The organism is Celeribacter sp., from assembly GCF_048270365.1.
Lineage (GTDB): Bacteria > Pseudomonadota > Alphaproteobacteria > Rhodobacterales > Rhodobacteraceae > Celeribacter.
Genome location: NZ_JBLWTA010000001.1, coordinates 464,967 through 477,280 on the forward strand (window position 1 = coordinate 464,967; position 12,314 = coordinate 477,280).

The 12,314-nt window shown below is 60.2% G+C and carries 11 protein-coding genes; all 11 read left to right on the plus strand.

Going from position 1 to position 12,314, the window contains the following annotated elements; genetic code table 11:
* Positions 1-200: 200 nt before the first annotated feature.
* The 11 genes from ACN0X0_RS02275 (at position 201) to ACN0X0_RS02325 (ending at position 12,310) form a co-directional block, all read left to right on the plus strand.
* Positions 201-1,094 (plus strand): fructose bisphosphate aldolase, encoded by an 894-nt coding sequence (locus ACN0X0_RS02275; protein WP_417277839.1) that lies wholly within the window; start codon positions 201-203, stop codon positions 1,092-1,094.
* 426 nt (positions 1,095-1,520) lie between these two features.
* Positions 1,521-3,200: a glucan biosynthesis protein gene (locus ACN0X0_RS02280; protein ID WP_417277878.1), complete on the plus strand. Its 1,680-nt coding sequence runs from the start codon at positions 1,521-1,523 to the stop codon at positions 3,198-3,200.
* 2 nt (positions 3,201-3,202) lie between these two features.
* Positions 3,203-3,397: a hypothetical protein gene (locus tag ACN0X0_RS02285; protein WP_226550460.1), complete on the plus strand. Its 195-nt coding sequence runs from the start codon at positions 3,203-3,205 to the stop codon at positions 3,395-3,397.
* Between the two features lie 16 nt (positions 3,398-3,413).
* Positions 3,414-5,222: a glucans biosynthesis glucosyltransferase MdoH gene (mdoH, locus tag ACN0X0_RS02290; RefSeq protein ID WP_417277840.1), complete on the plus strand. Its 1,809-nt coding sequence runs from the start codon at positions 3,414-3,416 to the stop codon at positions 5,220-5,222.
* Positions 5,209-6,423: an OpgC family protein gene (locus ACN0X0_RS02295; RefSeq protein ID WP_417277841.1), complete on the plus strand. Its 1,215-nt coding sequence runs from the start codon at positions 5,209-5,211 to the stop codon at positions 6,421-6,423. Before mdoH ends, ACN0X0_RS02295 begins: the two co-directional genes overlap by 14 nt.
* Positions 6,424-6,622: 199 nt before the next feature.
* On the plus strand, positions 6,623-6,925 hold the full coding sequence (locus ACN0X0_RS02300) for an FtsB family cell division protein (RefSeq protein WP_167600721.1): 303 nt from the start codon (positions 6,623-6,625) through the stop codon (positions 6,923-6,925).
* Between the two features lie 75 nt (positions 6,926-7,000).
* A complete protein-coding gene (locus tag ACN0X0_RS02305) occupies positions 7,001-7,573 on the plus strand; it encodes a lytic transglycosylase (RefSeq protein WP_417277879.1) in 573 nt (190 codons plus the stop codon).
* 606 nt (positions 7,574-8,179) lie between these two features.
* On the plus strand, positions 8,180-9,205 hold the full coding sequence (gene pdhA, locus ACN0X0_RS02310) for a pyruvate dehydrogenase (acetyl-transferring) E1 component subunit alpha (protein ID WP_417263059.1): 1,026 nt from the start codon (positions 8,180-8,182) through the stop codon (positions 9,203-9,205).
* A gap of 18 nt (positions 9,206-9,223) precedes the next feature.
* Positions 9,224-10,606 carry a pyruvate dehydrogenase complex E1 component subunit beta gene (locus tag ACN0X0_RS02315; RefSeq protein ID WP_417277842.1) on the plus strand — a complete coding sequence of 461 codons (1,383 nt, stop codon included), beginning with the start codon at positions 9,224-9,226 and terminating at the stop codon, positions 10,604-10,606.
* Positions 10,607-10,618: 12 nt separating this feature from the next.
* Entirely contained in the window at positions 10,619-11,926 is a 1,308-nt protein-coding gene (locus ACN0X0_RS02320) for a pyruvate dehydrogenase complex dihydrolipoamide acetyltransferase (protein WP_417277843.1), read from the plus strand.
* 69 nt (positions 11,927-11,995) lie between these two features.
* Positions 11,996-12,310, plus strand: coding sequence for a hypothetical protein (locus ACN0X0_RS02325; RefSeq protein ID WP_417277844.1), 315 nt, complete (start codon positions 11,996-11,998; stop codon positions 12,308-12,310).
* Positions 12,311-12,314 lie beyond the last annotated feature (4 nt).

Sequence of the window (12,314 nt, forward strand, 5' to 3'; positions counted from 1 at the left end):
TTTGCGCTGCATCAAGACGCTGCCGGGAAAAGCGGCGTAGCCTGCCGCCAAGGTGAGCCGAGAGCGTAACCTGCAAGAGATTCCAAAACGTTAGCGCCACCAAGATTGCGACGCGGCGCCGGGCACGGTAATTCGGTAGTGAGATCAGTTAAGCCCCCACGAGGGGATTTGACCCAACAGAGGCCAAGAAGAGGAATGAGATGTCTATTCAAGAAATGACCGCCAAAATGGGCGAAGGCCAAGGCTTTATCGCAGCGCTTGACCAATCGGGGGGCTCCACGCCCAAGGCGCTCAAACTCTACGGCGTCGAGGAAAGCGAATATTCCGGCGACGACGAGATGTTCGACATGGTGCACGCCATGCGCTCGCGCATCATCCAGTCGCCGTCCTTCACAGGCGACAAGGTGATCGGTGCGATCCTTTTTGAGATGACCATGGACCGCGAAGTGGGTGGCAAACCGACCTCGCTGTTTCTGTGGGAAGACAAAGGCGTCGTGCCGTTTCTCAAGATCGACAAGGGTCTGGAAGCCGAGGCCAATGGCGTTCAGCTGATGAAACCGATGCCGGGGCTGGATGATTTGCTGGCCCGCGCCGCCAAGCTCAATGTCTTCGGCACCAAGGAACGCTCGGTGATCAACGCCGCCAATCCGGAAGGCATCAAAGCCGTCGTCGACCAGCAATTCGAGATCGGCGAACAGGTGATCAAGGCCGGTCTCATGCCGATCCTCGAGCCGGAAGTGACCATCACCATCGCAGATAAGGCCGAAGCCGAAGTCCTCCTGCGCGAAGAAATTCTCAAACATCTCGACGCCATGGACGAGAGCAAGCAGGTCATGCTGAAACTCTCCCTGCCGACCGAGGCCAATTTCTACAAACCGCTGGTCGATCACCCGCGCGTGTTGAAAGTCGTGGCTCTGTCGGGCGGTTACGGTCGCGATGAAGCCAATGACATCCTGTCGAAAAACACCGGCATGATCGCGTCTTTCTCGCGCGCGCTCTCCGAGGGTCTGAACGCCAAACAAAGCGACGCGGAATTCGACGCCACACTGAAAGCAGCGGTGGACAGCATTCACGCGGCCTCCATCGCGGGCTGATCTGCGCATCCCTACAGAAATTTGGGCGTCCCTCACCGGGGGCGCCCTTTTCGCGCGCAACCACTCCGAGGCCAAAGTGAGTCGCGCCATGGCAAGTCCAAGACAAGACCAAAGGGGGTGGGAAAGATATGTGCATTTGCTCACTGGAACTCGGTCGCAAAAACCGTGTAACACTTTTACGAACATATATGCTGCATTTGCGAAATCACTTCGCCGTTTGATCAGCGTAAATCCGCATCCCGCGCGCAGAATCCCACTTGCGCGATGGACAAAAAAGGTCAAAAGGCGTTGAGATTAGGAGGAATTCCGCCCGCATTAAGCAGTATTCCGCCACAGACACCCTAAGATTGGCATTTTGTGCTGCACAGCAAAATTGACGCCTTATTTACCCTCCAGACCCTGACATCACGGAGTGCCAGTTTGACGATTCCCGCCGGTTCCGCCGCAACCCTTGAGACTTCCCCTGACAATCTGCGCCGCCGCCGGTTTCTATCGGCTATGGCGGGCTCTGTTGCCGTCTCTGCGGTGATGCCCTCTTTGCTGTTGGCCCAAGAGGCCGAAGCCCCAGTCACCGAAGCCCCTGTCGCGCCCCCCGAAGCCGACCCTCTGCCCGCAGAGCCTGTCGCGCCCGCCGCCCCTGAATTCCCGCCCTTCAGCTTTGACGCGCTCTCCGAGGAAATGCGCAAAGCGGCCGGTGAGAATTGGCACGAGGCGGAAAAGATCGAAGGCGCGCTCGCCGGTCTCGATTACGACGCCTACCAACGCATTCGCTTCCGCCCCGACCATGCCCGCTGGCAAGACGAGGGACAGGAATTCCGCCTGCACGCCTTCCACCTCGGGTGGCTGTTCAAGGAGCCGGTGCATATTTTCGAAATCGTCGAGGGCCGCGCCCAGCCGATGGACTTCACCACACATGATTTCGAATATGGCGGCAATGTCAGCGAACAAATCCCCGAGGACACGCCAATGCCGGGGGTTGCGGGCTTTCGCCTGCACAACCCGCTCAACCGCGCCGACATCTTCGACGAGCTGATCGCATTCCTCGGCGCGAGCTATTTCCGCGCCTTGGGTCGGGGGACGGTTTACGGCCTCTCCGCGCGGGGCCTCGCGGTCAACACCGCCATGCAAGGTGGCGAAGAATTCCCGCGCTTTACCGATTTCTGGATCGAACGCCCGATGCCGGGTGCCAATACGATCACGGTCTATGCCGCACTCGACAGCAAATCCGTGACCGGCGCCTACCGCTTTGTCATCACCCCCGGTGAGGACACGGAGATGGAGGTCACCGCCCGGCTGTTCCTGCGCGAGAAAACCGACCAGATCGGCATCGCGCCTTTGACTTCGATGTATCTCTTCGGTGGCGCCGATCCGCGTGGCTTCGACGATTTCCGCGCCTCTGTACATGACAGCGAATATCTCGTGCTCAACACGCGGGGCGGCGAGACTTTCCTGCGTGCTTTGAACAACCCGCCGCGTCTGGCAAGTTCGTATCTCGGCGCGGAGAATCCGCAGTCCTTCGGCCTCATCCAGCGCAGCCGCGACTTCGACGATTACCTCGATGCGCAGGCGCATTATGAACGCCGCCCGTCCTTGATGGTCGAACCGATTGGCGATTGGGGCAAAGGCACCGTGCGTCTGGTGGAGATTCCGTCGAAACTTGAGGGCAACGACAATATCGTCGCCTTCTGGGTGCCGGATGGGAACTTCGACAAAGGCGCGGCGCTGGAGTATGGCTATCGGCTGCATTGGGGCATGGCGCCCAAAGGCGACCGTAGCGTCGATCGCGCCCGCGTCCTGCGCACGCGTGTGGGCGAAGGCGGTGTGGCCGGCGTCGAACAGAAAAGCGACACCCGCAAATTCGTGATCGATTTCGAGGGGGGCGCTCTGTCCTCGCTGCCTGCCGATGCCGTGCTGGTCCCACAGGTCAGCAGCGGCCGCGGCGAGATCACGCAGGCCATTGTCAGCAAGGTCAGCGGCACCAATATCTGGCGTCTTGTGATCGAGGCGAAAGCCGATCCCGGAAATGTTGCGGAACTTAAAGCCGCTCTGACGGGTTATGGACAGACATTAACAGAAACGTGGCTTTACCAATGGATGAGGGACTGACTTTGACGCGATCTTCTCAACAGACCGAATTGGATATGGGCAAAGATATGAACACCGACGCACATCTCGATGCGGCGCAGGACTGGTTGCCGCCCGAGGCGCCGCTTGAGATGCCGCGCCAAGTGCTTGAACGCGACACCCGGCGGGCCGAGTGGCCCCGCCTTCTGCGCCTGATCCTGCCCGGCAAAGCGGTCTGAGGCCGAGAGACAGATCATGTCCTCTTCGCCTCGCAAGGCCGCGCGCAGGGCTCTGCCCGCTGATGCCCGCACCAAGCTGATCCGCACGCTGGCCCTGAGTTTCGCCCTCTTGGCGGCACTTGTGGCCTCGACGCTTTTGGCCGATGCCGCCATTCAGGACGGCGTCGATGTTTGGGACGTGGTCCGCGGGGTGTTGATCTTTGTCACCACCGCCTGGCTGGCCTGGGGCGCGACGCTGTCTTTCGTCGGCCTCGCGCCGCGCGTCGGCAAACGCCGCCCTGCGCCGGAGTTGACGTCCCCTGCCCCGCGTCTCGTCGTCTTGGTGCCGATCTGCAACGAAGACCCGGTGACGACCTTTGCCCGCATCGCCGCGATGGATCAGTCGATCCGGGCCGAAGGCTTGGCCGCCGACATCGCGATCCTGTCCGACACCCGCAATGAAGAGTCCGCGCTTTTGGAGCGTCAGACCTATCTGCGTCTGTTGCGGGAAACCCATGGCGAGGGCCGGATTTTCTACCGTCGTCGCGACGACAACCGGGGCCGCAAGGCAGGCAATATCGAAGAATTCATCCGGCGCTCCGGTGGCGCCTATGATTTCGCGCTGATCCTCGATGCCGACAGCCTGATGGAAGGCCGCGCCGTGCGCGAGATGGCCGCCAAGATGCAGGCAGACCCGAAACTTGGCCTGTTGCAGACCCTGCCGAAAATCATCGGTGCGCGGTCGTTCTTTGGCCGGGCGATGCAATTCGCCGCAAGCTTTCACAGCCCGATTTTCACCCGTGGCCTTGAGCGGCTTCAGGGCAACACGGGTCCGTTTTGGGGCCATAACGCCATGGTGCGGGTCAAGGCCTTTGCCGAAAGCTGTGCCCTGCCGGAACTGGCCGGTCCGCCACCCTTTGGCGGGCACATCCTGAGCCATGACTATGTCGAGGCCGCGCTTTTGGCGCGTGGCGGCTGGCGCGTGCAGGTCGATCACACCATCAGCGGCTCGTTTGAGGAAGGCCCGGAGAACATCCTGTCCTACGCCAAACGCGACCGCCGCTGGTGTCAGGGCAACCTGCAACATTCCCGACTTTTGCTGTCTCCCGGCATCGCCGGTTGGTCGCGCTTTGTGTTCTTGCAGGGCATCTTCGCCTATCTCGTCTCCGTGCTCTGGGCCGCGTTCCTGATCACCTCTGTGATGGCGACGATCCTCGCACCCGTGCCGAATTATTTCCCGGAACCGCATATGCTGTTCCCAGTTTTCCCGGACGACCGGACCAAGGAAATCACCGCGCTGATTGTGGGCATCATGGGGCTTTTGATCTTGCCGAAATTCGCCATTGTCTATGAAGCCTCAGGCACGCGGCGCACCGCGCGGTTTGGCGGCTCTGTTCGGGCTGGCTTGTCTGTGGTGGCCGAGATTTTGCTGTCCTCGCTGATCGCGCCTTTGATGCTGATGTATCAGACCAAGGCCGTGCTTCAGGTGCTCTCCGGTCGCGATGGCGGCTGGCCCGCCAACCAGCGTGGCGAAGGCGCTTTGAGCTTGATGGAAGGCTTCCGTGCTGGGCTTTGGATCATGCTCACCGGCGGCGCGGCGCTGGCTTTGGTCGCCCGTGTGGCGCCCGATCTGACGCTTTGGCTCCTGCCGGTCTGCTTGCCTATGGTGGCCGCCCCCTTCCTGATTGCATGGACCTCGCGTCCGCTCACACATGCCCTGTTTCTGGTGCCCGAAGAGCGCCGCCCTGCCCCGGTGATCCGCAGCTATCGCGAGATCCTTGGTCGGTGGCAGGCGGAGCCGCGCGCAGATGTGGCAAGCCCGGAGGTGACCCATGTCCCGGCATGACATCGCGGTGCCGAATGAGTTGGCCACACCTATGAAACGCCCGCGCGACCCGCGGATCGATGCGTTTCGCGGGCTGGCGCTCTTGATGATCTTCGTCGATCACTCGCCGCACAATCCATTTGAATATCTCACCGTGCGCAACATCGGCTTTTCCGATGCGGCGGAGGCGTTTTTCATCATGTCCGGCATCGCCGCCGGTCTGGCCTACACCGGGCGTTTCGAAGCCCGTCACGACAAAGGCCTGTGGCAGGCTGTCGCGCCGATGTGGAAACGCTCTTGGACGCTCTACTTGGTGCAAATCCTGCTGACCTCTCTCGCCATCGCGATTTTTGCCGCGGGCGCCACGTGGTTCGGTGTCGATGAGTTGCTGACCAAGATCAATCTGCGGCAGGTGTTTAACAACACCGCCGAGGCGCTGATCGGCATTCCGTTGCTGGGGCATCAATTGGGCTATGTGAACATCCTGCCCGCCTATTCGGTGCTGTTGTTCTGTGGGCCTGTGATGATCCTCTTGGGGCTCTGGCGGCCGATGTTGCTTTTGGGGCTGTCGGCCGCGCTTTGGCTGGCGGCGGGGATTTGGCGGCTCAATCTGCCGAATTACCCCAATCCGGGCGGCTGGTTTTTCAATCCTGTCGCCTGGCAATTCATCTTTGTCGTGGGCCTTTTGACCGGGATTTTCCTGCGTCGGGGCGAGCGGTTCGTACCGAAAACGCCGTGGCTGTTTTGGCTCGCGACCGGTTGGCTCGCCTTGGTTCTGGCGTGGCGCTATGTGCCGGGGTTCGGGCCGTTCATGAACCATCAGATGGCGGTTCTGGGCAAGGCGGGTCTGCCGTTCAACATGGTGTCGCATGACAAGACCTTCCTCGCCCTGCCGCGCATGACCCATGCTCTGGCGCTGGCCTATGTGTTGTCCTGCCTGCCTTGGGTGACGCGTCTGACCGGTTCGAAAGCACTGTCTTTCTTGCGGCTTTTGGGGCGTCAGGGGCTTTTGGTGTTCGCCACGGGCACGGTGCTCGCGCTCTTCAACCATGTGATCATGGGCTATTATGCGGGGGCCGATTGGCTCGGCTGGGTGCTCATGCCCTTTGGCGCTTTGATCCTGATCGCGGTCGCCTGGCTTGGTGACATTCAGAAGTCTGCCAAACGCCAAACGCCCGCGCGAAAGGAGACGGTTGCTGCGCAGCCGATGCCCGCAGAATAACGAGAACGTGCGCAGGGGTCGCGCACAATCCGTTTCAGCATTTTTTTGCAGATGATTCGTTTTTGGGATTCACAGCGCGAATCGCCTGTGGCATAAGAGGTGCACGGAGGGGTTCCGCCAATGAGAACGCCCCGTGAGGCAGTACAGGTGACCTGACCCCGGTCGGGCATCTTTCATACAAAAAGGTAAGAAGCCTATCATGGCTCATCCGCGCAAACGCCCGTCGCTGACCGTGCTTCTGTACGTCGGCGTGATGGTCACCCTTGGTGGCTATTTCACCTTTGCCTCCGTGCAAGGGGAATACGGGCTGTTTCGCCGCTTGCAGATCGAGGCAGAATTGTCCGAGTTGCAAGCGGTGAGCGGCAAACTGGACGAAGAGCTGGCCGTGATGCGCAACAAGACGCTGCGCCTGTCCGACAGCTATCTCGATCTCGACCTTTTGGATGAACAGGCACGCGATGTTTTGGGCTATCTGCGCGCCGATGAGATCGTGATCCGCTGACACCATCCCCTGCCCGAAAGGCAAAAGATGACACAGACAGCCAATGATACCACGCCGTTTTTGACCCGCCGCCGGATGATTTTGGGCGGAACGGGTCTTTTGGCGTTGTCGGCCTGTGGCGGTGGCTATGGCGGCGCACCTGCGAACCCCGAGGATGCCTGTGCGATCTTCCGCGAGCGCCCGCATTACCGACGGGCGCTTGAGGCCTCCGCGCGAAAATGGGGTGTGCCGATGCATGTGCAAATGGCGCTGATCTATCAAGAATCCACCTTCCGCGCGACCGCCCGCCCACCGAAACGCTATGTCTTGTTCATCATCCCGAAAGGCCGGGCCAGCTCCGCCCGCGGCTATGCGCAGGCGCTCGACGGCACATGGGACGACTACCGCAACGGCCCCGGCCGCGCAGGCGCCAGCCGCAGCAACATCCGTGACGCCACCGATTTCATCGGCTGGTATGTCTCGACCAACAACGCCGCATTGGGGATTGCCAACACCGACGCCCGCAACAGCTACCTCGCCTATCACGAAGGCCGCACGGGCTATCGCCGCGGGTCGCATAACGGCAAGACATGGTTGTTGAATGTGGCCGATGGTGTGGCTGCGCGCGCGGCGCGCTATGAAGCGCAGCTCGGGTATTGTCGTCGGTGAGGCCAAAGAACGATCCTCAAAAGACTGCGTGGGAACGGCGGCAACGCCGCGCAGATAGATTATCTAAGAGCATTGGCGTTCTCCTCGTTATACTGACGCTGTTGTTCCTAACTTTTCAAACGACAGTTTTATCCTTTGTCCCTTTTCCTAAAACGATGCAGTTCTCTGGGGTGCCTGAAGATTTTATCGCCTGCTTTGAGCAACATGCCCTACTCGCAAAGACAAATGGAGTGACCTCCTATCGAAGGGACGCTACGAAACCGGCCGGGAGAATACGACTTGTGCAAACACGCGGCCTTGTACGCCTCGCAGAAAGCCGCGCAATATTTTTGGATCCAGAGTCGACTGGTTACACTGTCGTAGACAGCTATTATGAGTCTCACGGCGACAAATCAAAACCGTTGCGTAAGCGAGATTGGATCACGGCATGGCGTTGTGGAACTGGAAGACTATAGTCTTCGGCCCATTCAGCACACCCGCCATTCCTCAAACGCATAGCTGCCTCCCACAGTGCATATCAGAAAATCCGTGCATTCAAGTGTCATTGCCTTTATCATATAGTTTAACGCTAAACTATTCGCTGCGAACCTTGGAGGAGGAGGCCGCATGGCACCCCGGAAAACACCATCCAAACCAGCAAGCCAAGCCAACGTCTCTAAAGACGAGCTTCTTGCCTATTACAAAGACATGCTTTTGATCCGTCGTTTCGAGGAAAAAGCCGGCCAACTTTATGGCATGGGCCTCATCGGCGGGTTCTGTCACCTTTATATCGGTCAAGAGGCCGTCGTGGTCGGTCTTGAGGCTGCCGCGAAAGAGGGCGACAAGCGCGTCACCTCTTATCGCGATCACGGGCATATGCTCGCCTGCGGCATGGACCCGAACGGCGTGATGGCCGAACTCACCGGCCGTGAGGGTGGCTATTCCAAAGGGAAAGGCGGCTCGATGCATATGTTCTCGAAAGAGAAGCATTTCTACGGCGGCCACGGCATCGTCGGCGCACAGGTGCCAATCGGCGCCGGTCTGGCGTTTTCGGACAAATACAAAGGCAATGACAATGTGACCTTCGCCTATTTCGGCGATGGCGCGGCCAACCAGGGTCAGGTCTATGAGACCTACAACATGGCCGAGCTTTGGGACTTGCCGGTGATTTTCGTCATTGAAAACAACCAATACGCCATGGGCACCTCGGTGGCCCGTTCGACCAAATCGCCGTCCTTGTGGGAACGCGGCGCGGCCTACGGGATCGAAGGCGAGGAAGTGGACGGCATGGACGTACTGGCCGTGAAAGAGGCCGGCGAGCGCGCCGTGGCCCACTGCCGCGCGGGCAAAGGGCCCTACATCCTCGAGGTCAAAACCTATCGCTACCGCGGTCACTCCATGTCCGACCCGGCGAAATATCGGACCCGCGAGGAAGTGCAGAAAATGCGCGAAGAACGCGACCCGATCGAGGCCGTGCGGTCTATCCTTTTGACCGGCAGCCACGCGACAGAGGACGATCTCAAGGCCATCGACAAAGACATTAAGGCCGTGGTCAACGCCTCCGCAGAATTCGCCAAGGAAAGCCCGGAACCGGCGCTCGAAGAGCTTTGGACCGACATCTACGCGGACGAAATTCCGCAGCACAACGCCTGATCCGGGGAGAACGACACAATGGCAACCGAACTTTTGATGCCCGCCCTTTCTCCGACGATGGAAGAAGGCACGCTCGCGAAATGGCTGGTCAAGGAGGGCGACACCGTCACCTCCGGCGACATCATCGCGGAAATTGAAACCGACAAGGCGACGATGGAATTCGAAGCCGTGGACGAAGGGATCGTTGGCAAGATCCTCGTGGCCGAGGGCACCGAAGGTGTGAAGGTCAACGAGGTGATCGCGATCCTTGTGGAAGAGGGCGAGAGCGCGGACGACATCGCCGCCCCTGCCGCCAAAGAGGAAGCGCCTGCTGAGGCCGACGCCGAAGCCACACATGACAGCGCCCCCGCCGCCGCTAAACCTGCGGCCCCGGTCGAAGTGGTCTCCAAAGCCTCTCCGGATTTCCCGGAAGGCACACCAATGAAGACCCAGACCGTCCGCGAAGCGCTGCGCGACGCCATGGCCGAAGAGATGCGCCGCGACGAGAACGTCTTCCTCATGGGGGAAGAGGTCGCCGAATATCAAGGTGCCTATAAAATTTCCCAAGGCATGCTGGACGAGTTTGGCCCGAAACGCGTGATCGACACGCCGATCACCGAACACGGCTTTGCGGGCATTGCAACGGGTGCGGCCTTTGGCGGGTTGAAACCGATTGTCGAATTCATGACCTTCAACTTCGCGATGCAGGCCATCGACCACCTGATCAACTCCGCCGCCAAGACGCTTTACATGTCCGGCGGTCAGATGGGGGCACCGATGGTGTTCCGTGGTCCGAACGGCGCCGCCGCCCGCGTAGGTGCGCAGCACTCCCAAGACTATGCCGCATGGTATGCGCAAATCCCGGGCCTCAAAGTGGTCATGCCCTACTCGGCTGCCGACTACAAAGGCCTGATGAAAACCGCGATCCGCGATCCGAACCCGGTGATCTTCCTTGAGAATGAAATCATGTACGGCAAGTCGTTTGAGGTGCCGGATCTCGAAGATTTCACCATTCCGTTCGGCAAGGCCCGCATCTGGCGCGAAGGCACGGATGTGACCATCGTCTCCTTCGGCATCGGCATGACCTACGCCTTGGAAGCCGCCGACAAGCTGGCCGAAGAGGGCATCTCCGCCGAAGTCATCGACCTGCGGACGCTCCGTCCGATCGACTATGACACCGTGTTGGCCTCCGTGATGAAGACCAACCGTTGTGTGACCGTCGAAGAAGGCTTCCCGGTCGGCTCCATCGGCAACCACATCTCGGCTGTGATCATGCAGCGTGCGTTCGATTATCTCGACGCGCCCGTGATCAACTGCGCCGGTAAAGACGTGCCGATGCCCTATGCCGCCAACCTCGAAAAACTCGCGCTTGTGACCACCGACGAAGTCGTGGCTGCCTGCAAAGAAGTCACCTACCGCTAAGGAGAACCCGTTATGGCTATTGAACTTTTGATGCCCGCGCTGTCTCCGACGATGGAGGAAGGGACGCTGGCGAAATGGCTCGTGAAAGAGGGGGATGAGATTTCCTCCGGCGACGTGATCGCAGAGATCGAGACCGACAAGGCGACGATGGAATTCGAAGCCGTGGACGAAGGCGTCATGGGGAAAATCCTCGTGGCGGAAGGCACCGAAGGCGTGAAAGTGAACGCGCCCATCGCGGTGCTTTTGGAAGAAGGCGAAGACGCCTCTGCCGCTGAGACTGTCGGCGCCTCTGCGCCCGCTCCGGCGGCGGAAGAAGCGCCGAAAGCCGAGACGGCTGCTCCGGCGCCTGCCGCTGCTGCGGCCCCTGCCCCGGCAGCTCCGGTTGCAGCCTCCGGCGAGCGTATCTTTGCCTCGCCGCTGGCGCGTCGCATCGCGGCTCAGAAAGGTCTCGATCTTTCTGCGATTTCGGGGTCTGGTCCGAAAGGCCGCATCGTGAAAGCGGATGTGGAGAATGCCACTGTCGCGCCGAAAGCCGAAGCTCCGAAAGCCGCGGCACCTGCCGCCGCTCCGGCAGCAGCAGCGCCTGCTGGCCCCTCCGCAGATATGATCGCGAAGATGTACGAAGGTCGCGAGTATGAGGAAATCAAACTCGACGGCATGCGCAAAACCATCGCCGCGCGTCTCACCGAGGCCAAGCAGACCATCCCGCATTTCTACCTGCGCCGCGATGTTCAGCTCGATGCGCTGATGAAATTCCGCGCCGAGCTGAACCACCAGCTCACCGGCAAGGGTGTGAAGCTGTCGGTCAATGATTTCATCATCAAGGCCGTGGCCAACGCGTTGCAAGAGATCCCGACGGCCAATGCCGTATGGGCGGGCGACCGTGTGTTGCAGATGAAAGCCTCTGACGTGGCCGTGGCGGTCGCTATTGAGGGCGGGTTGTTCACGCCGGTGTTGAAAGACGCCGACATGAAGTCGCTCTCGGCGCTCTCGAAAGAGATGAAAGACCTCGCGCATCGTGCCCGCGACCGCAAGCTTGCGCCGCATGAATATCAGGGCGGCTCCTTCGCGATTTCCAACCTCGGCATGTTCGGCATCGACAATTTCGACGCCATCGTGAACCCGCCGCACGCCGGTATTCTGGCGGTCGGCACCGGGGTCAAGAAACCGGTGATCGGCGAAGATGGCGAGATCAAGGTCGCGACCGTGATGTCCGTCACCATGTCGGTGGATCACCGCGTGATCGACGGCGCTTTGGGTGCGGAGCTTTTGAAAGCCATCGTCGAAAACCTGGAAAATCCGGTGGCGATGCTGGCATAATCACCAGCCATATCATAGAGATACGAAAGGCCCTGCATGTGCGGGGCCTTTTGCTTAAGGGGTCGTTGGATGTTGAAATTTTTACTGGGCGCTGTGTTCGGAGCCGGTCTGTGTTACGCAGGGCTTGTGGCGGCCTCCCCCAATCCAATGGGGCCGCTCATGCGGTCCAAAGCGGGCGCAGAAGATCAACGTATTTTCGAGGGACCGATGTGGCACAGCGGAGACCAAGGGCGGTATCAGCTTGCGGAGTTCAGTGCCGTCCATTGCGAACGGATCGCGATGGAATTGGTCGGCATCGAGATCAAAAGCCGCATGCTGTTGGCTGATCTCTTGCCGCCGAAGGCCCGGTTGATCTGTGCGCCACGCGACGAAGACCGAGGGTGACCGC

Bases quoted from the DNA above. Each gene is read 5' to 3' on its own strand.
- ACN0X0_RS02275 (WP_417277839.1), top strand. From the start codon at position 201: ATGTCTATTCAAGAAATGACCGCCAAAATGGGCGAAGGCCAAGGCTTT.
- mdoH (WP_417277840.1), top strand. From the start codon at position 3,414: ATGTCCTCTTCGCCTCGCAAGGCCGCGCGCAGGGCTCTGCCCGCTGAT.
- ACN0X0_RS02295 (WP_417277841.1), top strand. From the start codon at position 5,209: ATGTCCCGGCATGACATCGCGGTGCCGAATGAGTTGGCCACACCTATG.
- ACN0X0_RS02300 (WP_167600721.1), top strand. From the start codon at position 6,623: ATGGCTCATCCGCGCAAACGCCCGTCGCTGACCGTGCTTCTGTACGTC.
- ACN0X0_RS02305 (WP_417277879.1), top strand. From the start codon at position 7,001: ATGATTTTGGGCGGAACGGGTCTTTTGGCGTTGTCGGCCTGTGGCGGT.
- pdhA (WP_417263059.1), top strand. From the start codon at position 8,180: ATGGCACCCCGGAAAACACCATCCAAACCAGCAAGCCAAGCCAACGTC.
- ACN0X0_RS02315 (WP_417277842.1), top strand. From the start codon at position 9,224: ATGGCAACCGAACTTTTGATGCCCGCCCTTTCTCCGACGATGGAAGAA.
- ACN0X0_RS02320 (WP_417277843.1), top strand. From the start codon at position 10,619: ATGGCTATTGAACTTTTGATGCCCGCGCTGTCTCCGACGATGGAGGAA.
- ACN0X0_RS02325 (WP_417277844.1), top strand. From the start codon at position 11,996: ATGTTGAAATTTTTACTGGGCGCTGTGTTCGGAGCCGGTCTGTGTTAC.